Below are 20,099 nucleotides of genomic sequence, written 5' to 3'. Positions count from 1 at the left end.
TCTGGGAGGAGTGCCGATCAGAGCGTGGCTTTCAGATCGGAGAGGAAGGCCGCGATCTTTTCTTCATCGCGGCTATAGAACGCCCACTGGCCGACACGGCTCGATTTAACGAGGCCGGCCTTTTCGAGCGTGGAAAGATGTGTCGACACGGTCGACTGCGAGAGGCCACAGCGCTCTTCGAACTGTTTTGCGCAAATGCCCATTTCGAGCGGATGCAGCTGATTGGAAAAATGCTCTTCCGGCACCTTCATCCATTCCAGGAAATCGACCCGGACCGGATGCGCCAGCGCTTTCAGTATTTCGGTCTTGTCTATTTCGGTGCTGTCTTGCGAATGGTTCGGCATGATGGAACCTCATATCGGGTTTAATCGATATATAGATCGCTCAATCCCGATTTAAAGGGACATTGTTCCAAAGATTTTGCGCAGAGCAAAAAAAAGGGCCTGCGGATTTCTCCGAGGCCCGTCAGGTGTGAAGGTCAAAAACCTCCAGAGGGGAACAGCCAACGCGGCGGTGACGGGGGAAGTCACCAAAATGCGTCAGCTGATTAGACATATGGGGAGTACCGCAGCGTTCGGCAAGAGGCTGGATGAAATATTGAACGGAAGTCTAACATTTTTGCAGGGGCATGCCCGCGCGGCGCGTTCGGCATTGCAGCAAAAAAAGAGGGCCACCGGATTGCTCCAGGGCCCTTTGAAGTGTGAAGGTCAAAAATAACCTCCAGAGGGGAACAGCTGCTGCGGTGGAACTGGGAGGAAAAAGCCACCATGTGCATCAGCTGTGTGCGATATGGTGGTTTTTTGTGCAGTGAACAATCTCATTTTGTGCAGGACAGCCATGCGCATGCTGCAACACTACCGTTATGAGATTGTCACAAATCCGAGTCGCCCCGTCTAACTTACTATAAACTATAGAGTTATTGACGCGGTGCCGACCCGCACGGCACCGTCAGAAATTCCAGTTCCGCGCCTTGGCGACGATGAAATCCCGAAAAACTTTCAGCTTGGCGGCGTTCTTCATTTCATCCGGGTAGCAGAAATAGGTGTCGAAGGACGGAATGTCGGCGTTGATCGCCAGCTGAATCAGTCCCGGGTCGCGGCCGACGATGTAGTCGGGCAGGACGGCAATGCCGATTCCCAGCAGGCAGGCGCGCTTGATCGAGGTCTGGCTGTTGATCTGCAGATGCGGAATGCGCGGATTGTCCGAAGAGCGGCCCGCATGTTCCAGCCAGTTGACGTCGAGGAGGTAGTTCGGCGCCGGCTCACCGAAGGTGATGATACGGTGATTGTCGAGATCTTCGACCTGCTGCGGCTCGCCGAAGCGGTTGATATAGGACGGAGCGGCATAGACGTGCATATGCACGGTAAAGAGCTTGCGCTGGATCAGGTCAGACTGCTGTGGTTGGCGCAGTCGAATGGCGCAGTCGGCATGGCGCATGTTGACGTCGACTTCCTCGTTGTCGAGGATCAGCTGGATCGCCATTTCCGGGTAAAGCTGCAGGAATTCCTGCACCTTGTCCGTCAGCCAGCCCTGGCCGAGGCCGACGGTCGTCGTGACGCGCAGCTTGCCGGATGGTTTTTCGGTCGTTTCGGTGAGCTGGACTTTTACGGTCTCGAGCTTCAGCAAAACGTCATGGGCGGTTCTGTAGAGAAGCTCGCCCTGTTCGGTCAGGATCAGGCCGCGCGCGTGACGATGGAAGAGTTTGACCCCGACATCCTGCTCGAGCGCGCTGACCTGACGGCTGATCGCCGACTGGGAGAGATGCAGCTTGTCGGCGGCATGGGTGAAGGATCCCGCTTCTGCCGCCGCATGAAAGATGCGAAGTTTATCCCAGTCTAAAGGTACGCCCATGCTTACTCCGCGGCGACGGCCACCGGCTGGATGCCGGCAAGGTAACGTTCGGCCTCAAGTGCTGCCATGCATCCCATTCCGGCGGCAGTGATCGCCTGGCGGAACGTATCATCGGTCACGTCGCCAGCGGCAAAGATGCCGGGCACGTCGGTTGCGGTCGAATCCGGTGCCGTCCACAGATAGCCGTTCGGCTTAAGCCGCAGCTTGCCCTGGAACAGTTCGGTTGCCGGTGCGTGGCCGATCGCCACGAAGACGCCGTGGATCGGGAATTCGGTGATCGCGCCGGTCAGCGTGTTGCGCAGGAGCACGCCTTCGACCGAAGGCGGCATCGGCGGCTTGGCCATCTTGCCGGTGATTTCCGCAATTTCCGTATTCCAAAGGACCTGAACATTCGGCCGCTGGAACAGGCGTTCGCGAAGAATCTTTTCCGAGCGGAACTCGTCACGGCGATGCACGACGGTGACCGACTTGGCGATGTTCGACAGATAGAGCGCTTCCTCGACGGCGGAATTGCCACCGCCAACGACGATCACGTCCTTGTTGCGGTAGAAGAAGCCGTCGCAGGTCGCGCAGGCCGAGACGCCAAAACCCTGAAAATGCTGTTCGGTTTCGATGCCGAGCCATTTGGCCTTGGCGCCGGTCGCGATGATGATCGTGTCGGCTGTCCAGACCGTGCCGGAATCCGTCTGCACGGTAAAGGGGCGGCGGGTCGTGTCGACATTCGTGACGAGGTCGTTGACGATCTCGGCGCCGACATGGGTCGCCTGCTTCAGCATCTGTTCCATCAGCCAGGGGCCCTGGATCGGATCGGCGAAGCCGGGATAGTTTTCGACATCGGTTGTGATCATCAGCTGACCACCCTGTTCCATGCCGGCAATCAGCACCGGTTTCAACATCGCGCGTGCAGCATAAACCGCAGCGGTGTAGCCGGCAGGGCCGGATCCGATGATCAGAACTTCGGTATGGCGGGTGGACATGACATTTCCTTTCAAAGACCGAGCGACGCCTTTTGTCTCCCCCTATATAGGTGGTCAAATCTCGGTCTGCTGCATCAAGGCCAGCATCTAAGGTCTATCCATGCATCAATGCAAGGGCAGGCTTGCATTAACAACAGATCACTTGGTGTTGATGGCAGTTTTTGTTGCGGCGCAGCAGGCATATTCCTGCTCTTGCCACTTCAGGGCCTTAAACGATCGGAATATAACCCGTTTGAGAAATTTTCTTGCGTCATCGCAACACTATTGTATGTGATAGGCAAGGCGAAGGTCCGAGGGTCAATCCGGAAATCATGATGAGACAGATCGCATATCGCTCGTTTGACGCTGGCGTCGACCCGCGATTCGTTTTGCTTTTTACCGCCGGAACAGGAGCGCGCGCGTGAGGATCGAAACGCCGGTCGTGCTCTGTCATCGACTGAAAGGCCTGATCCTGCCGGGGACGCTGAAGATCGGCGGCCGGGCAAAAATCATGGCCGGTGCCCGCGTCCTTTTCCATCGTGGGCGGATCGTTCTCGGCAAGCGGGCGCGGCTGCATAAGGGGTCGATGCTCGATGCCCAGAAAGGTTTTATCGAGATCGGCGACCGGCTTTCGCTCAATCCTTATGCGATCGTCTATGGCCTTGGCGGCGTGACGATCGGCAGCGATGTCCGGATTGCCGCGCATGCCGTCATCGTCTCGTTCGAGCATAACTACGACGACCGTTCCAAGTCGATCACCGATCAGGGCGTGACGAAGCGACCGATTGTCATCGAGGATGATGTCTGGATCGGCAGCGGCGCAAAGATCCTTGCCGGCGCCCATGTCGCGAAAGGCTGTGTGATCGCCGCCAATGCGGTGGTGAAGGGGCGCACCGAAGCCTACGGAATTTACGGTGGCGTGCCTGCGCGCCTCATCAAATATCGCGGGGAATGAGAATGCCGGTCTTCCGGGTTCCTGTTCCGCCACACCTCACAACGAATATGTCGAGATGACCATGAAACTCGAACTTGATGCCATCGACCTCAAAATCCTCCGCGAATTGCAGCGGGACGGCCGGATGACCAACGTGGAATTGTCCGAGCGCGTCGGCATCTCGGCGCCGCCTTGTCTGCGGCGGGTGCGCAAGCTGGAGGAAAGCGGGGTCATCAAGGGCTATCGTGCGCTTCTGCAGGCGCCGGCGCTCGGTTACGATCTCGTCGCCTTCTGCATGGTGGGGCTCAAGCATCAGTCGGATGCGACACTGAAGGGGTTTGCCGCCGCCATGGAAGGCTGGTCGATCGTCCGGCAGGCCTGGATGGTTTCCGGCGAAACGGATTTTCTGCTGCAATGCGTGGCCGAGAACCTTGCGAGCTTTCAGGACTTCGTTATTGAAGGCCTCACTGCAATGGACAATGTCGATACCGTCCGCACGATGCTGACCATTCGACAGGTCAAGGACGCACCCGTCGTCGAGATCCGGGAAGGATAAAAGCGTGAAACGATTGATGCGGTCGCTGCGCAAGCGGTTTCGCCACCTCACCAATGCCCGTACGGTGGTGATCGATGGCGTCCGCATCGTCTCCGAAAAGGGCCGTATTCCCGATCCACTGCGCGAGCTCCTGTTTCGCGAAGTCTATGAGGATACCGAACGCAATCTGCTGCTGCGCGTCCTCAAACCCGGCATGAAGGTTCTGGAAATCGGCACCGGCATCGGCTTCGTCAGCCTCCTGTCGTCAAAGCTCTGTGGCCAGGGGCAGGTGCTGAGCTACGAGGCAAACGGCTCGCTGGAGCCGATGATCCGCGAAAACTATGCGCTGAATGGCATGGAGCCCAATCTGAAGATGCGGGCCGTGACCTTTGATGGTCAGCCGATCCGCTTTTTCCGCAACGACAACATCATTTCGTCTAGCGTCTATGACCGCAAGCTGCAGGCGCAGGAAGTCGTGGTCGAAAGCGATGCCTTTGCCGACGTAATTGCCGGTTTCGATCCGGATGTGCTGATCATGGATGTCGAAGGTGCGGAGGTCGATCTGTTTCAGGTCGAAAACCTCGGTCGGATCCGCCATATCGTCGTCGAACTGCATCCGCATATCGTCGGCGAAGAGAAGATCGCGGCGGTCGTTGCGCGGCTGAAGGCGCAGGGCTTTGCCGTCCGCGAGCAGGATCGCAAGACATCGCATTTCGAACGCATCAGCGCTTAAAGGCGGTCCGGCGATGGCAAAGCTTCCGATCTCGGCCTTCATCATCTGTCAGAACGAAGAGGCCTATCTCGGCAATTGCATCGAGAGCCTTGTCGATTTTTCCGAGATCGTCATCGTCGATTCCGGCTCGTCTGACGGTACGGTCGATCTCATCCATTCCTATATCGAAAGCGGCTGGCCGATCCGACTGTTTCATGAGGCCTGGCGCGGTTACGCCGCCCAGAAACAGTTCGCGCTGGATCAGTGCGAGCAGCCCTGGTGTTTTAATATCGATTCCGACGAACGGCTGGATGCGGCGCTGAAAAAGCTTCTGCCGGAACTGGTCGAAGCGCCGTCAAACGTCGTCGGCTGGCGGGTGGCGCGGCGTCCCTATCTGATCGGTTTCGGTTATACGCCGGAAAGCGTCAAGGAACGCAAGAACCTGCGGCTGATCCGCAAGGGCGCCGGCGCCTATGATCTGACACAGGCGGTGCATGAGGGGATTGTTACTCGAGGTCAGGTGGAAAAGGCGAAGACCGGCAGTCTCCTACATTATCGGCCGCTGATCCTCGACGAGCAGATTCTTAAGGAAAACAAATATTCGACGCTGAAGGCGCAGCAGCAGTTTTTGGCCGGCAAAAAGCCGTCGGCGCTCAAACTCGTCTTTTCGCCTTGGCTCTACTTCCTGCGGCTTTACCTGAAAAACGGCCTCTGGCGCTGCGGCACGGCCGGTTTCATCGAGGCGATGACGGGGGCCGTCTATGCCTTCCTGACCCAGGCCAAGCTCTATCAGCGTAGCGTCTTGAAAAAGCGGCCGAACCAAGACGACGCCAGCGGCCACTAAAGGAACGCGACCATGAAAGTCATGCATATCCATTTCGGCAAGGATGGCGGCGCCGAGCGGTTTTTCGTCAACCTTGCCAATGCGCTGCATGACCGTGGTGTCGAGCAGCGCATGCTGATCCGCCCGGATCGCAGCTGGCGCAAGGAGATCGAGGCCTGCGGGCCGATCTATGAAGGCGTGTTCCGCCGCATCTCGCTGTCGCGCTTCATCCTGTCGGCGCGGATGAACAGGATTCTCAAGGATTTCCAGCCGGACGTGATCATGGCCTGGCAGCTGCGCGCCAGCCGGTTCATGCCGAAATACAAAAATGCACGCCGTATCTCCCGGCTTGGCGATTATCCAGAACATCTCGATTATTACCGCAATGTCGAGACGCTGGTCTGTATCACGCCCGATATCGCCCGAAAGGTCAGGGAATTCGGCTGGCAGCGCAATGTCGAGGTGATTCCGAATTTCACCCGTGCCAAGCCCGGCGCGCCGATTTCTCGCGCGCAGCTTCAGACGCCGGAAAATGCTTTCGTCGTGATCGGCATGGGCCGTTTCGTGAAGCGCAAGGGTTTTGACACGCTGATGCGGGCTGTCGCAAAACTTGACGGTGCCTATCTCTGGCTGCTCGGTGACGGACCGGAGCGCGAGAACCTCGAGGCGCTGGCTGGTGAGCTCGGGTTACGCGATCGCATCCGTTTCACCGGCTGGCGGACGGATGCCTATTCCTATCTCGCTGCCGCCGACGCATTCTCGATCACCTCGCTGCATGAGCCGCTCGGCAATGTCTGTTTCGAGGGCTGGGGCGCCGGCAAGCCGACCGTCTCGTCCCGCGCCGAAGGTCCGGCCTGGGTGATGACGGATGGCGAGGATGCGCTGATGGTCGATTGCGGCGATGCCGATCAGCTGGCTGCGGCGCTTGTACGAGTTCGCGACGATGCGGGCTTGCGCGAAAAGCTGGTCGAGGGCGGCCGGCGGACACTGGAAACCCGGTTTTCGGAAGAGGTGATCACCCGCACCTATCTGCGCCTGTTCGAAACGGGGTCGACAGCAGAATGAAGGTCATCCATTTCCATTTCGGCAAGGACGGCGGGGCGGAGCGGTTTTTCACGCATCTGGTCAATGCCTTTGGCCGCCGCGGTATCGAGCAGACCAGCATTATCCGGCCGGGCAGGGCGTGGCGCAAGGATATCGACGGCGCGACAAGGATCATCGAAAGCCATTTCCGCAATCTGTCGCTCGACCGGCTGCTTCTGCCGATGAAGGCAATGCGGCTGGCAAAGCAGGAAAAGCCGGATGCGCTGATCGCCTGGGCGCCGCGCGCCAGTGAGCTGATGCCGGCCTATCCGGGCTGCGTAAAAATCTCGCGGCTTGGCGATTACCCGCCAAAGCTCTCCTATTTCAAGAATACCGACATCATCGTCTGCAACACGCCCGGCATTGCCGATCACGTGAGAAAGCTGGGCTGGGACCGTCGCGTCGAGGTGATCTCGAACTTTACCACGACAGAGATCGTCGCGCCGATCGCCCGCAGCGCCGTCGATACGCCGGATGGGGTGCCGCTGGTCATATCGATGGGACGTTTCGTGCAGCGCAAGGGGTTTCACACGCTGATCGAGGCGGTGGCGCTTCTGCCCGGTACCTGGCTCTGGCTTGCCGGTGACGGCGAGGAACGCTTGGCGCTGGAAAATCTGGCGCGTGAAAAGGGCATTATCAACCGCACTCGTTTTCTCGGATGGCAGGCCGATACGCGGCCTTACGTGGCGGCGGCTGATCTTTTCGTGATGCCGTCCAATCACGAGCCGCTCGGCAATGTCATTCTCGAAGCCTGGGCGCAGAAACGGCCGGTCGTCTCCTCCCGTTCGGAAGGGCCGAGCTGGTTCATGCGCGACGGCGAAAACGGGCTGCTGGTCGATATCGACGATGTGCCCGGTTTTGCCCGCGCGATGCAGCAGGTTCTGGCTGACCCGGCGCTTGCACGGGACCTCGTCACTGGCGGTTACGGGACGCTGATGGAGCAGTTTTCCGAGGAAGCGGTGAGCCGCGCCTATATCGAGCTGTTTCGACGCTGAGCGTATGCTCGCCGGTCACGGACGTGACAGCAGGTCTTCGTAGACTTTTCCGAGCGCTTCCACCTCGTTGAGGATGGAGAAATTCGACTGCGCGTGCCGGAGCGCGTTTCTCGACGCTGCGTCACGGCGGGTATCATCGTCCATCAGGGCCGCGCTGGCGAAAACCATGTCGTCGAGCGTGTCGGGCTTGATGATGATCCCGGTTTCGTTTTCGCCGGTGACGAGAAGTTCGGAAAAGGCGCCGACATCGGTGGCGACGACCGGAACGCCCGTTGCCATGGCTTCGAGCGGGGTCAAGCCAAACCCTTCCCAGCGCTGCGGCGCGACGAAGAGATCGACTGGCTTGTACCAGTCCTGGATATTCGTGTGCTCGCCGACGAAAATAATGCGGTCGGCAAGACCTGCCGCCTCGACCTTGGCCTTCAACCCATTTTCGAATTCGACATGCGGACCGGTGGCGCGGCCGGCGACGATGGCGGACCAGCCCGGTCGGTCGGGAAGGAGCCGGATCATCGTGTCGACGAAAAGATCCGTGCCCTTCTGATGGCGCACACGGCCGAAACAGCCGGCGTATTTCTGGTGAGGATCGAGACCGAGAGCCGCTTTCGCTTCTGTCTTGTTTTCGGCCGGGCAGAAACGGGCGGTGTCTATGCCGTGCAGGATGACGGTGTTCGGCACGGTCAGATAAGCGGAGGTCTTGCCGCTGGTGGCGATTACCGCGTCCATCTTCGAGATCAGCCATTTCGTCCAGCCCGTATGGCGGCGCTGGGAGGCGGAGGTGAAGGCGATCTTGATCGGCATGCGCAGCACGTCGCGCATCAGAATGGCGGGCAGCATTTCCAGATTGCGGCGTGCATGCCAGACCCGGCGGCGCCGGCCACGGGGAGGGGACCAGAGCGCGAAAAGATCGCGAAAGCGGATATGCGGTAGTGTTTCCGGCAAACCCGGTCCGAGCGCCGCGACCTTCTGGCCGCGGGCGCGCTGGACGGGGACTAGCTGGATGATCGTCGAGGTGACGCCGGAGAGCCGTTTCTTGAAATTCGGCGCTATGATCTCGGCGTCACGGATATCGACTTCGGCCTTTTCGACCACGGGCGATCAGCCCCAGGTGACGGCGAGGATCTCGTAGGCCTTGGAGCCGCCGGGAGCGACGACTTCGATCGAATCGCCCTTTTCCTTGCCGATCATCGCACGCGCGATCGGCGATGAGATGGAGATGCGGCCGGCCTTCACATCGGCTTCCTGGTCGCCGACGATCTGATAAACCTTTTCCTCGTCCGTATCTTCGTCGACGAGCTTTACGGTGGCGCCGAACTTGATCTTGGAGCCGGACATCTTTGACAGGTCGATGACCTCGGCGCGGGCCGTCAGGTCTTCCAATTCGGTGACGCGGCCTTCATTGTGGCTCTGGGCTTCCTTGGCAGCATGATATTCGGCGTTTTCCGACAGGTCACCATGGGCGCGCGCTTCGGCGATCGCCTCGATGATGCGGGGACGCTCCTCCTGCTGGCGCCAGCGCAGTTCTTCCTGCAGCTTGACGAAGCCGTTCTGCGTCATCGGTACCTTTTCAACCATTTTCTTGTCCTTCAAGCTCATGCCCGCGGATGCCGCGGACACAAAAAGAAACAGGTCCCGGAGTGAAAACTTCGGAACCATCGTAAAATCCAAATTTAGGTGACCATAACAGATTTTCGACGGCCAAAGCCAAGAAAATCGAAAATCCCGTAATATCCCCGATGGGCATCATGTTGAATCCATGTGCGCCATTTTGTCAATCCGCGACAATTGACGGGCGATCGGAGGTAGCCGGATACATCGCGAAAATCCGTCCTTGCTGGCAGGGCATGCGCCCTTCATGACGCTGTCATTCGGCCTCGTTACGTCCCGCTTGAGCAACCCAAGCGAGGAACCCAGCCATGCGTCTGCCGCTCGTCATTCTCTCCCTGTTTCTTTCCTCTTCCGTTTCTGTGCTGGCACAGGAATTCAAGGCACCGACCTTCGTCGACGAAGTGACCTTGCCGACCGCATTTTCCATGAACGGCGTCCGCTTCGGCGGGATTTCGGATCTTTCCTATGATGCCGCTGCCGGCAACTACCTCGCCATCGCCGACGACCGCGCGGAAAACGGCCCTGTGCGATTCTACCGGATTGCAGTGAAGGCGGATAAGGGCAAGATCGCCACGCTCGATATTCTTGGCATGCAGGAACTGTTGGCCCCCGGCGGCGCGCATTTTCCGCTGAAGGGTGCAGATCCGGAAGGCATCGCGCTGGACGGCGCCAACAAGCGCATCTTCTGGTCTTCGGAGCGGAATGAGAAGAACGTGCCGATGCTCTACGTCGCCGATCAGGACGGCACGAATGCCAAATCCATCACCCTGCCGGATGCCTATATTCCCAATGCCGATGGCAGCAAGGGCGTGCTGACAAACCTCGGTTTCGAAGGTCTCGATCTCAGCGCCGATGGCGCGACGCTTTATGCGATGAACGAAAACGGCCTCGCTCAGGATGGCGGCAAGGCGACGATTGCCCAGGAAAGCGCCTCGCGCCTGATGCTGCTCGACACGCAGACATTGGCGCCGAAGGCGCAATATATCTACCTGACGGATAAGATCCCGGTCGCGCCGGAAAAGGCGGATGGCTGGGCGGATAATGGCGTTTCCGCCGTTCATGCGATGAAGGATGGCCGCCTGATCGTCGTGGAGCGCAATTTCACCGATGGGCACGGGTTCAACATCCGCTTCTACATCGCCGATGCCACCGGGGCGACCGATGTCAGCGGCATGGAGAAGGTTTCCGCCGCGGAGATTAAACCGATGGCGAAGACGCCGTGGTTCTCGCTCAAGGACGGTGATAACGGCCTGAAGATCGACAATATCGAATCGATCGCCTTCGGGCCGATGCTGGACGGTAAGCAGACGATGCTGCTCGCCTCGGACAACAACTTCAGCCCGGATCAGGCTTCGAAATTCACGCTGTTCACGGTGGATATTCCGGCTCTGCACTGATCGAATGACCGGCTGAAAAGCTCATTGCTGCGCCGTTGAAATTTCGGCCTCGGCATTTTCCCTTCGGGTGAAGTGCCGAGGTTTTTTGTTGCCGGCATTGACTTTTGGCGACGGAACGTATAGTGAACAAACTAATGAAGAAGTCGCTGAAAGAACGTCTGGCGATCCTGTCGGATGCCGCCAAATATGATGCATCCTGCGCCTCGAGCGGGACTTCGAAACGCGATTCGCTTGGTTCGGGCGGGCTCGGATCGACGGAAGGCTCCGGCATCTGCCATGCCTATGCGCCGGACGGGCGCTGCATTTCGCTCCTGAAAATCCTGCTGACCAATTTCTGCATTTACGACTGCGCTTATTGCATCAATCGGTCGTCCAGCAATGTCGAGCGCGCGCGGTTTTCGCCGGACGAGGTGGTCTGGCTGACGCTGGAATTTTACCGGCGCAATTATATCGAAGGCCTGTTTCTGTCATCCGGCATCATCCGTTCATCGGACCAGACGATGGAAGAAATGGTGCGGATTGCCCGTGACCTCCGGACCATCCATAACTTTCGCGGTTATATTCACCTGAAGACCATTCCGGAGGCGTCCGCGGCGCTGATCGAGGAGGCGGGGCTTTATGCGGATCGTCTATCGATCAATATCGAACTGCCGACCGATGCCGGGATCGGGAAATTCGCGCCGGAAAAGCGGCCGGACAATATTCGCCGCTCGATGGGCGAGCTGCGGCTGAAGATCGAAGAAATGGCCGAGCCGACCTTGCAGAGCAAGCGGCGCAAGAAATTCGCGCCGGCCGGGCAGAGTACGCAGATGATCGTTGGTGCCGATGGAGCAAGCGACGCGACCATTTTAGGCACTAGCTCCCGGCTTTACGGCAGCTATGGCCTGAAGCGCGTCTATTATTCGGCCTTCAGCCCGATCCCGGATTCGTCGAAAAACCTGCCGCTGATCAAGCCGCCGCTGATCCGTGAGCACCGGCTCTATCAGGCGGACTGGCTCTATCGTTTCTACGGGTTTTCGATCGGCGAGATTACCGCAAGCCGGACGGATGGGATGCTGGATCTCGATCTCGATCCAAAACTCGCCTGGGCTCTTGGGCATCGCGACCAGTTTCCGGTCGATGTGAACGGGGCGGACAAGGAGCGTCTGCTGCGCGTGCCGGGTTTCGGCACCAAGACGGTGAAGGGCATTTTGTCCGCCCGCCGCTTCCGGCGTCTGCGGCTGGACGATCTGAAGCGGCTGGGAGTTTCGCTGCGCAAGGTCCAGCCCTTTGTTACGGCCGAAGGCTGGACGCCGGGCCGGCTGGCGGATCGTTCGGACCTGCGCGCCATGTTCGAGCCAAAACCTGAACAGCTGTCGCTGTTATGATCTGGCGTCATTTTCTCAAGGGTAGGGGCGATTTTGGCGAGTGGCGTGATGCGGCACGTGCTTTTCTCTCAGCCGGGATCGTGCCGGAAAGGATAGACTGGTCGAGTGCGGCAGATGCGGATGGGCTGTTCGGAACCGGGGAAAACCGGCTGCCACCGGCTGATCCGCAGGGCCGTCCTACCACGGTAAGTGCCGGTTTTCTGAAGCTTGCAGAGGCGGTCATCTGCCATTCCGATCCGGCCCGCTTCGGCCTTCTTTACCGGATGCTGTTTCGGCTGAAGGCCGAGCGGCATCTGATTGAGATGACAACCGATCCGGATGTGGCCGCAGCGCGACGGATGTCAAAATCGGTCGGGCGCGATTATCACAAGATGACGGCCTTCGTGCGTTTCAAGGAAATGCCGCAGCGACAAGGTTTTGCGGGCCGGCGGCGGTTTCTCGCATGGTTCGAGCCGGATCATTTCATCGTGGCGCGGGTCGCGCCTTTCTTCCAGCGCCGGTTTACCGACATGGACTGGCTGATCCTCACACCGAATGGTTCCGCGTCATGGGATGGCGATCTGCTGCGGACCACGGACGAACCGGCGGAAAAACCGGACCTGACGGACGAGACGGATCAGCTCTGGCAAACCTATTACGCCAACATCTTCAACCCGGCGCGGCTGAAGGTGAAGATGATGATGACGGAGATGCCGAAGAAATACTGGAAAAACCTTCCAGAGGCCGAGCTCATCCCGTCCCTGATCGCCAATGCCGAGGCAAGCGTTCTGGATATGGCGCGAAGACAGGCGAGCGAACCCAAACTTTTCCATCACCGTATTCAGGAGGCCGCGGCACGCGTACCGCAGCCGGATATGCCCATTGCGGGGACGATTGCAGCTCTCAAAGAGGAGGCGCGGCATTGCACACGCTGCCCGATCCATTGCAACGCGACGCAGACGGTTTTTGGCGAAGGGCCGGCAGATGCCGCGACCATGTTTGTCGGCGAACAGCCGGGTGATCAGGAAGATCTTGCCGGAAGGCCGTTTGTCGGCCCGGCCGGAAAGCTTTTCAACGAGGTCATCGGCGCGGCCGGCATCGACCGGCGCTCACTCTATATCACGAACGCGGTCAAGCATTTCAAATACGAGCCGCGCGGCAAGAGACGCATTCACCAGAAGCCGAACATGGGCGAGGTGCAGCAATGCCGTTGGTGGCTCGCCCGCGAGCTGGAACTGGTGAAGCCAAAGTTGGTAGTCGCGATGGGCGCGACGGCGCTTTACGCGCTGACCGACCGTAAGGACCGGCTGGAGGATGTGCGCGGCCGACCGATCGCGATGGACGAAGAACGGACGCTGTTCGTTACGGTGCATCCGTCGTTCTTGCTTCGGATACCGGATGAAGGGCGCAAGGCAGATGAGCTCGCGCGATTCCGCGAGGAGGTGAGTCTTGTCAGTCGATTATCGAGATGAGCTCAGAAATTGATTCAACGCGTCAGTCGACGAATTGCGGGTTGCTCGGCAGGTTCGGCGGATCGTAGTTGCCGTTGTCGAGCCGTGTCTTGACCGAGCTGTGAAGCAAGGCGCCGGACGGAATGAGGCGCGGATCGGATCTTGGCACATACAGGCCTCGCTCCCCTGCGTTTCGCCAGGACGTCAGCGGGGTCCGGCGCGGGATCCACTCGAGGATACGCCAAGCGGCATTCATCGAATCATGCGGCGGATAGACCGGCGAAGGTTTCACATATTCCGGATGTTTCGGATCAAGGCCAAGCACGATCCTGTCGATGATGTCCTGGCGATAGATCAGGCCCGCCGGCTGCGTTTCGCGGATCATCCAGTCGAGCGGGATCTTGGCCTGCGGGCTTTCCAATTCGGGATAACCGCCGCCGACATCGCCATGGACGCCGGAAAACCAGACTTCCTTGAAATTCTGCTTGCCCTTGACCGGCGCGAAGGGATTGCCGCGATAGTCCTGATCCGGCGTCCAGAGCTCGGGGCGAAACATCGTGCGGCGCTCGTCGATGGCAAGCGCCTGGCGCACCCATTCCACGCTCGGGTTCTTGTGGGTGAAAGGATGCGTCTTCAGCTGGATGCGCCCGTGCCCCATTTCGATCATCGAGGCGACGGTGTCGAACAGGCCGAGCAGCTTGATCGGTGGCCTGTCATTATCGAGCGTCTTTTCGTAGAGCCGCATGCCGGCAAAGGGCGATGTGGTGTTCGATGCCGTGACCGGCGGTTGCTCAGGAATGCCCTTGTAAGTCCTGTAGGCATAATCCAGCAGGTTGAGATAGATGCTCTTCGTCAGCCCGAATGCATGGATGAAGCCGGCCAGAACACGGGCGGTATAGGCGCCGCGGCTGAAGCCGAAGATATAGATGCGGTCTCGATCCGGGTGCGCGCCCTTCTCGACCGGGCCGGCGTCGTAATTTTCGACCAGGAAGCGGTAGGCTTCCTTGACATTGTGGTCGAGGCCCCAGCCGGTCGCGAGCCCCCAGACTTCGGTTGCGTCACGCGAAAAAGAGGACCAGTTTTCATCGGCACCGAACGTCCCGACGCCGGGATCGTAATAAACCAGCTGGCGATCGGAATGTTCGAGCGTGCCAAAAAGCCGAAGCACATTCGTGCGGTCCGCCGAAATCTCGTTCGACGTTCCGTCGAGCAGAATGACGATATTCTTTGACATGAAATCCCCCAAATGTGCCCCAGCCAAGGCTAACGCGCATTCAAGGTGATTTCAACTTATGGTCTATGTGTTGCATCCGAAACGCGATAGGTGATCGACCGCAGGACGCCGCTTATCCTCGTCGCGAACCTCAGGAGGACGAGGCCGTCAGGCGTCTTTTTGCATGTCGGACAGCAAAATCTCCAGCCGGTCGAAATTCTGCTCGTTGGCGGCTGCAAGGAACTTTTCGATATTGCGATTGTCCTCGGTATCCTCAAAGCGCATCTGCCAGGCCATCAGCGTGCCGTCAGGCACTTCCCGATAGCTGATCTCCAGGGCAAAGGCGTGGATCGGGCCGTGATGGAAGGCGGCGATCTTCTCGTCCGGAATGATGTCTTCGAACGTCCAGCGGTTTTCGAAGTCGGTATTGCTGGAGGATGTCATGACGATCATCCACCTGCCACCATTCCTGAAATCGAATTGTTCGATGCGGTTGGTGAAGCCGTGCGGTCCCCACCATCTTTCCAGCAGGTCCGGTTCGGAAAACATCCTGAAAAGCGTGGCGCGGTCGGTCGCGAACAGACGTTCGTTTTCGATCACAAGCGCGCGGTTCAGATTGTCGGACATGGTCTTCTTCCGTTCGGTCTGCGGAAGGAAAGAGAGCCGGTCGGCAGTGATGCTGACCGGCTCCGGTATGGCTCAGAAATAGCTCTGCAGCGGGCGGACTTCGAGATTGCCGGCCTTGAGCGCCTTGATGGCCATGGCTGCGGCTTCGGCGCCGGCCATGGTCGTGTAGTAAGGCACCTTCTGCATCAGCGTCGCGCGGCGCAAGGACTTGCTATCCGAGATCGCCTTGTTGCCATCGGTCGTGTTGATGACGAGCTGGACCTGACGGTTGCGGATCGCATCTTCGATATGCGGGCGGCCTTCGAGCACCTTGTTGATCTTGGTGGCCGAAATGCCGTTTTCGCCGAGGAAGCGGGCGGTGCCGCCGGTGGCTAGAACCTTGAAGCCGATCTCGGTCAGGATGCGGATCGCCGGCAGGACGCGGGTCTTGTCCTCGTCACGAACCGAAACGAAGACCGTGCCGTTGCGCGGCAGTTCGACGCCGGCACCGAGCTGGCTCTTGGCAAACGCCAGCGCGAAATCGGTGTCGAGGCCGATGACTTCGCCGGTGGAGCGCATTTCCGGGCCGAGCAGCGTGTCGACGCCCGGGAATTTGGCGAAGGGGAAGACGGCTTCCTTGACGGCAATGTGCTTCAGGTTACGCGGATCCGGCTTCGTGCCATAGGCGCCGAAGGTTGCATCGAGCTTCTCGCCGGCCATGACGCGGGCTGCGATCTTGGCGATCGGCGCACCGATGGTCTTTGCCACGAACGGCACGGTACGCGAGGCGCGCGGGTTGACTTCGAGCACGTAGATCGTGCCGTCCTTGATGGCGAACTGGACGTTCATCAGGCCGCCGACATTGAGGGCCTTCGCCATGGCCTTCGCCTGGCGTTCCAGTTCGTCGATCATTTCGGCCGACAGCGTGCGCGGCGGCAGCGAGCAGGCACTGTCACCCGAATGGATGCCGGCTTCCTCGATATGTTCCATGATGCCGGCGACATAGACGTCGGTGCCGTCGGAGAGGCAATCGACATCGACTTCGATGGCGTTGGACAGGTAGCTATCGAACAGAAGCGGGTTCTTGCCGAGCAGGGTGTTGATCTGGCCGGTCTTGTCGTTCGGGTAACGCTGCTTGATGTCTTCCGGAACCAGTTCCGGCACGGTGTCGAGCAGGTAGGACTGCAGCATGCTTTCCGAATGCAGGATCTGCATGGCGCGGCCGCCGAGAACGTAGGACGGGCGCACGACGAGCGGGAAGCCGATCTCGCCGGCAACGGTGCGGGCCTGTTCGACGGAATAGGCGATGCCGTTGTTCGGCTGGTTGAGGTCGAGCTTCATCAGAAGCTTCTGGAAACGGTCACGGTCTTCGGCAAGGTCGATCATGTCAGGCGCAGTGCCGAGGATCGGGATGCCGTTCTTTTCCAGCGCTTCGGCGAGCTTCAGCGGGGTCTGGCCACCGAACTGAACGATGACGCCGACGACTTCGCCCTTTTCCTGCTCGGCGCGGAGAATTTCGATGACATCTTCTGCGGTCAGCGGCTCGAAATAGAGGCGGTCGGACGTGTCGTAGTCGGTCGATACCGTTTCCGGGTTGCAGTTGATCATGATCGCTTCATAGCCGGCATCCTTCAGCGCGAAGGCAGCGTGGCAGCAGCAATAGTCGAACTCGATGCCCTGGCCGATCCGGTTCGGGCCGCCGCCAAGGATGACGACCTTTTTCGCCGTCGAGACTTCAGCCTCGGAGCGCAGTTCGCCGACGAAAGGTGTTTCGTAGGTCGAATACATGTAAGCGGTCGGCGAAGCGAATTCGGCAGCGCAGGTATCGATGCGCTTGAAGACCGGGCGGACGTTGAGCGCGTTGCGCAGCTCGGCCACTTCCTTCGGACGCTTGGAGGTCAGCGAGGCGAGGCGGGCGTCGGAGAAGCCCATCGCCTTCAGCATGCGCAGGTTTTCGGCATCGGTCGGCAGGCCGTGCTCGCGGATGCGGGCTTCCATGTCGACGATCGCCTTGAACTGGGCGATGAACCACGGGTCGATCTTGCAGGCCTCGTGGACCTCGTTTTCGGACATGCCGAGGCGCAGGGCCTGGGCAACCTGGCGGAGACGATCCGGGGTCGGCGTGCCGATTGCGGCGCGGATGGCGTTCTGGCGGTCTTCACCGTCGTCGAGGCCGGGGATCTCGATTTCGTCGAGGCCGGTCAGGCCGGTTTCGAGGCCGCGCAGGGCCTTCTGCAGCGATTCGGCAAAGGTGCGGCCGATCGCCATGACTTCACCGACCGACTTCATGGCAGTGGTCAGGATCGGCGAGGCGCCCGGGAATTTTTCGAAGGCAAAACGCGGGATTTTCGTGACGACATAGTCGATCGACGGTTCGAACGAGGCAGGCGTCGCGCCGCCCGTGATGTCGTTTTCGAGTTCATCCAGCGTGTAACCGACGGCGAGCTTGGCCGCGACCTTGGCGATCGGGAAGCCGGTTGCCTTGGAGGCGAGCGCAGACGAGCGGGAAACGCGCGGGTTCATTTCGATGACGACGAGGCGGCCGTCCTTCGGGTTGACGGCGAACTGCACGTTCGAGCCGCCGGTCTCGACGCCGATCTCGCGCAGGACCGCAATCGAGGCGTTACGCATGATCTGGTATTCCTTGTCGGTCAGCGTCAGGGCTGGCGCGACAGTGATGGAGTCGCCCGTGTGGACGCCCATCGGATCGATGTTTTCGATCGAGCAGATGATGATGCAGTTATCCGCCGTGTCGCGGATGACCTCCATCTCGTATTCCTTCCAGCCGAGGACCGATTCTTCGATCAGCACTTCGGTGGTCGGCGAGGCGTCGAGGCCGGAGCCGACGATCTCGAAGAATTCCGAACGGTTATAGGCAATGCCGCCGCCGGTGCCACCGAGCGTGAACGAGGGGCGGATGATGGCCGGCAGGCCGATGACGTCGAGCGCCTGCACGCCGATCGCCATGGCATGGGCCATGTAGCGCTGCTTGCGGTCGCTCTCGCCGAGGTTCCACTTGTTTTCCAGTTCGTCGAGCGCCTTGTCGAGCGCGTCGCCGGTCAGGCTCTCGCGCAGCTTGGCGCGCTCGGCTTCATGGGTCTTGCGGTCGGCATCCTTGATGTCGGTGGCATTGGCCAGCATCGACTTCGGGGTTTCGAGGCCAATGCGGGCCATGGCCTCGCGGAACAGGGCGCGGTCTTCGGCCATGTCGATGGCAGCCGGCTTGGCACCGATCATTTCGACATTGTAGCGGTCGAGCACGCCCATGCGCTTCAGCGAAAGCGCGGTGTTGAGCGCGGTCTGGCCGCCCATGGTCGGCAGAAGCGCGTCCGGGCGTTCCTTGGCGATGATCTTGGCGACGACTTCGGGGGTGATCGGCTCGACGTAAGTGGCGTCGGCAAGGCCCGGATCGGTCATGATCGTTGCCGGGTTGGAGTTGACCAGGATGACCCGGTAACCTTCCTCGCGCAGCGCCTTGCACGCCTGGGTGCCGGAATAATCGAATTCGCATGCCTGGCCGATAACGATCGGACCCGCGCCGATAATGAGGATCGATTTGATATCTTGGCGCTTTGGCATGGTCTCTATCCGCTTCTTTTCCTGCGCGAAAAACCGGCACGGTGTGGGATCACCGGTCGGGGGCGCATTCATGATCTTTTCAGGCTAGACGCGGCTTATAGGCAAATCCGACCGGCAACGGAACCCCATAAATCAGCAAATCGACAGGAATCGACATGACTTTGCGTCGCAGTGTCATGCTGGTCCGAAGCGGGCGCGGGTGATTTCGAGATTGGGTCGGCTGACGGGAATTTCCGCGCCGTCCTTCATGACGACGAAAAGCTTTCCTTTCTCGCGCTTCAGTCTATCGACCGCGGCATCCGCCACCCAGTGCGAGCGGTGCACCTGCAGGCCGGGCGTGGTGCCCAGTTCCTTCAAGGCGTCGGCAAAGCGCAAAAGCACCAGTTCCCGGCCGCGGCTCGTCACCACTTCAGTATAGTGATCCTCGACCGAGAGGCGAATGAGGGCTCCGCGGTTCTGCGGTTTTAGCCGAGCGAGGATTTCCGGTTCCACCTGAACGTCGGTGGAGCTGGAAGCGGGCGGGGTGACAATTGCCTCGTCCGTCGCAAGCGCGATCTGCCGGTGCATGGTCATCCAGCTCAGCAGACAGAAGAGGGCACAGAGCGGCAGGGCAAACAGGGCGCGGTGAAGCCCGTTGTCCATTTCCGTCCACTCACCCGAAAAGGCATAGTCGATGACGCCGAGCGCAAAGCCGATCGGCAATGCGGCGATGAGTGAGCCGATCATCATCCGGGCAAACATGCTTGCGATCCGGCTGCGCAGCAGATGTTCCGCTGCGAGAGAGAAGACGATGGCAATCGCCCAGGTGACGGCATGGACGATCAGCCAGTAGCCCAGCCGTACTCCGATCGTCATCCGCTCCAGCGTGCCATAGGGGCCACTGACGACGAAGATCAGCACGACGAGAAAGAACGTGGTCCAGAAGCGCGGCGAGCGGATGAAGAGCTGCAATTCACGAAGCGTGGAATTCAAAAACGCCTGGTTCACGAAGTTTGTCCGCCGTCTGCGCC

At 59.7% G+C, this 20,099-nt stretch carries 19 protein-coding genes; 9 read left to right on the top strand and 10 right to left on the bottom strand.

Features of this window, described 5'->3' with window-relative positions:
* Window positions 1-17: 17 nt before the first annotated feature.
* The 3 genes from FHW37_RS12745 to trxB all read right to left on the bottom strand — a co-directional run bounded on the left by FHW37_RS12745 (window position 18) and on the right by trxB (window position 2,828).
* A complete protein-coding gene (locus FHW37_RS12745; protein WP_145638020.1) occupies window positions 18-314 on the bottom strand; it encodes an ArsR/SmtB family transcription factor in 297 nt (98 codons plus the stop codon).
* A 634-nt stretch (window positions 315-948) separates the two neighbouring features.
* Entirely contained in the window at window positions 949-1,851 is a 903-nt protein-coding gene (locus tag FHW37_RS12740) for a LysR family transcriptional regulator VtlR (RefSeq protein ID WP_145636857.1), read from the bottom strand.
* Between the two features lie 2 nt (window positions 1,852-1,853).
* Complete coding sequence (gene trxB / locus FHW37_RS12735; protein ID WP_145636855.1) at window positions 1,854-2,828, bottom strand: thioredoxin-disulfide reductase; 975 nt, start codon at window positions 2,826-2,828, stop codon at window positions 1,854-1,856.
* Between the two features lie 400 nt (window positions 2,829-3,228).
* On the opposite strand from trxB, the gene FHW37_RS12730 reads away from it, so the two are divergent.
* Genes FHW37_RS12730 through FHW37_RS12705 form a run of 6 tightly spaced genes read left to right on the top strand, consistent with a single transcriptional unit; the run spans window position 3,229 to window position 7,889 of the window.
* Window positions 3,229-3,762: an acyltransferase gene (locus tag FHW37_RS12730; protein WP_246690755.1), complete on the top strand. Its 534-nt coding sequence runs from the start codon at window positions 3,229-3,231 to the stop codon at window positions 3,760-3,762.
* A 55-nt stretch (window positions 3,763-3,817) separates the two neighbouring features.
* Entirely contained in the window at window positions 3,818-4,297 is a 480-nt protein-coding gene (locus FHW37_RS12725) for an Lrp/AsnC family transcriptional regulator (protein ID WP_145636853.1), read from the top strand.
* Between the two features lie 4 nt (window positions 4,298-4,301).
* On the top strand, window positions 4,302-5,009 hold the full coding sequence (locus FHW37_RS12720) for an FkbM family methyltransferase (RefSeq protein ID WP_145636850.1): 708 nt from the start codon (window positions 4,302-4,304) through the stop codon (window positions 5,007-5,009).
* 13 nt (window positions 5,010-5,022) lie between these two features.
* Window positions 5,023-5,832, top strand: coding sequence for a glycosyltransferase family 2 protein (locus FHW37_RS12715; protein WP_145636847.1), 810 nt, complete (start codon window positions 5,023-5,025; stop codon window positions 5,830-5,832).
* 12 nt (window positions 5,833-5,844) lie between these two features.
* Window positions 5,845-6,876 (top strand): glycosyltransferase, encoded by a 1,032-nt coding sequence (locus FHW37_RS12710; protein ID WP_145636844.1) that lies wholly within the window; start codon window positions 5,845-5,847, stop codon window positions 6,874-6,876.
* Window positions 6,873-7,889 (top strand): glycosyltransferase, encoded by a 1,017-nt coding sequence (locus tag FHW37_RS12705; protein WP_145636840.1) that lies wholly within the window; start codon window positions 6,873-6,875, stop codon window positions 7,887-7,889. The genes FHW37_RS12710 and FHW37_RS12705 overlap by 4 nt, the downstream gene beginning before the upstream one ends.
* A gap of 15 nt (window positions 7,890-7,904) precedes the next feature.
* On the opposite strand, the gene FHW37_RS12700 is transcribed toward FHW37_RS12705, so the two are convergent.
* Genes FHW37_RS12700 through FHW37_RS12690 form a run of 3 tightly spaced genes read right to left on the bottom strand, consistent with a single transcriptional unit; the run spans window position 7,905 to window position 9,636 of the window.
* A complete protein-coding gene (locus FHW37_RS12700; RefSeq protein WP_145636838.1) occupies window positions 7,905-8,981 on the bottom strand; it encodes a glycosyltransferase family 4 protein in 1,077 nt (358 codons plus the stop codon).
* Between the two features lie 6 nt (window positions 8,982-8,987).
* Entirely contained in the window at window positions 8,988-9,464 is a 477-nt protein-coding gene (gene greA, locus FHW37_RS12695) for a transcription elongation factor GreA (RefSeq protein WP_145636835.1), read from the bottom strand.
* Window positions 9,457-9,636: a hypothetical protein gene (locus FHW37_RS12690; RefSeq protein ID WP_145636832.1), complete on the bottom strand. Its 180-nt coding sequence runs from the start codon at window positions 9,634-9,636 to the stop codon at window positions 9,457-9,459. Before FHW37_RS12690 ends, greA begins: the two co-directional genes overlap by 8 nt.
* A 169-nt stretch (window positions 9,637-9,805) precedes the next feature.
* On the opposite strand from FHW37_RS12690, the gene FHW37_RS12685 reads away from it, so the two are divergent.
* From FHW37_RS12685 to FHW37_RS12675, 3 genes are all read left to right on the top strand, one after another.
* The gene (locus tag FHW37_RS12685) at window positions 9,806-10,894 is read left to right on the top strand and encodes an esterase-like activity of phytase family protein (RefSeq protein WP_145636829.1); all 1,089 of its coding nucleotides are present in this window, start codon (window positions 9,806-9,808) and stop codon (window positions 10,892-10,894) included.
* Between the two features lie 134 nt (window positions 10,895-11,028).
* Window positions 11,029-12,261, top strand: coding sequence for a putative DNA modification/repair radical SAM protein (locus FHW37_RS12680; protein WP_145638016.1), 1,233 nt, complete (start codon window positions 11,029-11,031; stop codon window positions 12,259-12,261).
* Window positions 12,261-13,712 carry a UdgX family uracil-DNA binding protein gene (locus FHW37_RS12675; RefSeq protein ID WP_145638014.1) on the top strand — a complete coding sequence of 484 codons (1,452 nt, stop codon included), beginning with the start codon at window positions 12,261-12,263 and terminating at the stop codon, window positions 13,710-13,712. Before FHW37_RS12680 ends, FHW37_RS12675 begins: the two co-directional genes overlap by 1 nt.
* Window positions 13,713-13,734: 22 nt before the next feature.
* Here the strand turns inward: FHW37_RS12675 and FHW37_RS12670 are convergent, their stop codons facing one another.
* The 4 genes from FHW37_RS12670 to FHW37_RS12655 all read right to left on the bottom strand — a co-directional run bounded on the left by FHW37_RS12670 (window position 13,735) and on the right by FHW37_RS12655 (window position 20,076).
* The gene (locus FHW37_RS12670; RefSeq protein ID WP_145636826.1) at window positions 13,735-14,925 is read right to left on the bottom strand and encodes a T6SS phospholipase effector Tle1-like catalytic domain-containing protein; all 1,191 of its coding nucleotides are present in this window, start codon (window positions 14,923-14,925) and stop codon (window positions 13,735-13,737) included.
* Between the two features lie 147 nt (window positions 14,926-15,072).
* Complete coding sequence (locus FHW37_RS12665; protein ID WP_145636823.1) at window positions 15,073-15,531, bottom strand: SRPBCC domain-containing protein; 459 nt, start codon at window positions 15,529-15,531, stop codon at window positions 15,073-15,075.
* Between the two features lie 72 nt (window positions 15,532-15,603).
* Window positions 15,604-19,089 carry a carbamoyl-phosphate synthase large subunit gene (gene carB, locus FHW37_RS12660; protein ID WP_145636821.1) on the bottom strand — a complete coding sequence of 1,162 codons (3,486 nt, stop codon included), beginning with the start codon at window positions 19,087-19,089 and terminating at the stop codon, window positions 15,604-15,606.
* Between the two features lie 174 nt (window positions 19,090-19,263).
* Window positions 19,264-20,076: a LytTR family DNA-binding domain-containing protein gene (locus tag FHW37_RS12655; protein ID WP_145636818.1), complete on the bottom strand. Its 813-nt coding sequence runs from the start codon at window positions 20,074-20,076 to the stop codon at window positions 19,264-19,266.
* Window positions 20,077-20,099 lie beyond the last annotated feature (23 nt).

The organism is Neorhizobium alkalisoli (assembly GCF_007829835.1).
Taxonomy (GTDB): domain Bacteria; phylum Pseudomonadota; class Alphaproteobacteria; order Rhizobiales; family Rhizobiaceae; genus Neorhizobium.
This window is presented reverse-complemented; position numbering and strand designations above follow the sequence as displayed.